The sequence below is a fragment of the Vibrio sp. 05-20-BW147 genome, from assembly GCF_013369385.1.
GTDB lineage: Bacteria > Pseudomonadota > Gammaproteobacteria > Enterobacterales > Vibrionaceae > Vibrio > Vibrio floridensis.
The window spans coordinates 1-2,202 of sequence record NZ_SZTO01000072.1 but is presented as its reverse complement, the minus strand read 5'-3'; the positions used below and the strand labels follow the sequence as shown (position 1 = coordinate 2,202).

At 43.8% G+C, this 2,202-nt stretch carries 2 protein-coding genes and 1 pseudogene; all 3 read left to right on the top strand.

The window, feature by feature from the left end:
- Positions 1-40: 40 nt before the first annotated feature.
- Positions 41-106, top strand: a pseudogene (locus FC652_RS19965) (DUF3265 domain-containing protein); the annotation flags it as partial.
- A 91-nt stretch (positions 107-197) separates the two neighbouring features.
- On the top strand, positions 198-593 hold the full coding sequence (locus tag FC652_RS19960) for a DUF3465 domain-containing protein (RefSeq protein WP_176299887.1): 396 nt from the start codon (positions 198-200) through the stop codon (positions 591-593).
- Between the two features lie 468 nt (positions 594-1,061).
- Complete coding sequence (locus tag FC652_RS19955) at positions 1,062-1,196, top strand: DUF3265 domain-containing protein (protein WP_255199204.1); 135 nt, start codon at positions 1,062-1,064, stop codon at positions 1,194-1,196.
- The last annotated feature ends 1,006 nt before the right edge of the window (positions 1,197-2,202 follow it).

The following is a 2,202-nucleotide window of genomic DNA, read 5'->3' as shown; positions in this document are numbered from 1 at the left end:
CTGGTTCTAGAGCAGTTCAAAGTGGTGTACAAATAAAAATATAACAAGGCGTTAAAGAGGGATTCATGCCGCGTGGCATTTTTGGTATGCGGTGAGTTTTGGTGGTTAAAGTGGTCTGCGGAAAGCTGGTTTAGGCGGCATTCACCCCTTAACGCAGCGTTAGGTGAATGGTCAGCGGGTTGAACAAGGACAGTTTTATGAAATGGTTTTTAGCGTGTTGGCTCGTTCTCGCAAGCTGTTTTTCGGTTAGCTTGTATGCCAATGACGCCGTTTTACAACAAGCTTATCAATCGCAACAAAGTGACTTGCAGGTTCAAGGACTTGGACAGGTAGTGAAAGTGTTGCCCGACGACAACGATGGTTCGAGGCATCAAAAATTCATTTTAAAGCTCAATAGCGGACAAACATTGCTTGTTGCTCATAACATCGACTTAGCACCGAGAATTCCGAACTTGAAGGTTGGCGACAGTGTTGAGTTTTATGGTGAATACGAATGGAACAAAAAGGGGGGAATTCTTCACTGGACTCATAAAGATCCTCAAAATCGTCATGCTCACGGTTGGTTGAAACACAATGGGCAGGTGTACGAGTAAATTCACCTAACAAGCGCCTCAAGAGGGACTGTCAACGCGTAGCGTTTCCAGTCCCATTGAGCCGCGGTGGTTACGGCTGCTGTGTTTGAGATTAGTGGTTGTGCGTTGCCAGCCCCTTAGGCGGGCGTTATGTTTAATCACGTAAAATCAGTTGGTTGCATCTTTTTTTGCTTTCTCGGCTTTCTAATTTCGGTTTTGTCGGCAAGTTGACTTCAGTGGCCTCTGTTTACTGGACTCCAATTCGTGAACGCTAAAAATTCTGAGAGTTGCCTCATTTAAATATAGTGTTTGGGTGAGGTGAGTGCAGGTTGCTCAATTTCAAAAATAGAGCTTCAGCTTTTCGGTTTCTGACGTCAAAATTCAATGTCAGTACAATCAAGTTTATGAGTTAATTCAGTATGTTAGCTTCTGATTTTGGTTTTCAAAGCTAGGTCGGGTTAAGCTCTTGGTATCGTAAAACTTAACCCTTTGAGTCTTAAACATAACAAGGCGTTCAAGAGGGATTCATGCCGCATGGCATTTTTGGTATGCGGTGGTTTTAGTGGTGAAAGTGGTCTGCGGAAAGTTGGTTTATGCGGCATTCACCCCTTAACGCAGCGTTAGGCGACGGGCAGGAAAGTTCTTTGTTCTCATCTTCTTAGTTTTCTTTAAGCATTCGTTTTACCAAGTCGGCAATTCAACATTGTCGGCTCAAATTCTTGAACCTCTCCAGCCGTAAAACATGCCAAGGTTCGCGGATTGCCTCATTAGTTTTCACAGTCGGTTGGCTGAGAATCTCACTGGCTCAAAGTGTGAAAAGGGCAAGTTAATCGAGGTTTTCGCTCTCGCTTTAAGTTTGCAGCTTTGGGTTTTTCGGGCTCAAAACCCATTTTGTTGCTGAAGGTCTGCATTTCGTGGTTGTTGGAACTTTGGCTGAAACATAGTGATATTTTTGGTTCTTGAATCACAAAAAGTCAGTGGGTGTTTGGTTGCTTATTTTGTTTCGGGTAGTCTGCTTTCAAAGCAACTTAAACATTGGTGGGAAACTTCGCCTAACAAAGCGTTTAAGGCGGATTCACAACGCTTGGCGATTTCAGTTCAAGTTGAATTTAGTGTTTAAGGTACAATGGCTTAGGTTTGGTGGTTTGCGTTGTTCACCACTTAACGCGGCGTTATGTTTACCTGAAATTCAAAGACTTAAAGGTCTTGGGCTTTAGTTCTTTGTCCCTTTGGCAATTCGTCCCTAGTAGACTCAGCAAATCAGTATTGTCGGCCTAAGTTCTTGAATTCCTCCGCCCGTAAAACATGTCAATGTTCGTGGGTTGCTTCATTGTCAGGTCGTGGTGGTTGGCCTTTTGTTTAACTGGCTTAAAGTCGCTTTTAGGTTCTTAGCCAATTAGCATTTCAGCTTGGCAGTTGCCTCGGCAATTCGGTATTGTTTTGCGCTTTGGTTGGAAAAAAAGGGCGCTTGTTGGAGCTTTGTCGGGTTGCCTCATTGGGCAGGGAAGTGGAATTACTGGTTTTGGGTTAGTCGCTTTTGGCGGCCAAGTTGGTTCTTGCCTTGTGGTTTGCTTCAGAAAACCAGTTAGAAATAGCAGTTCTTTCTCAATTAAGTCAGTAACTTGTGGTA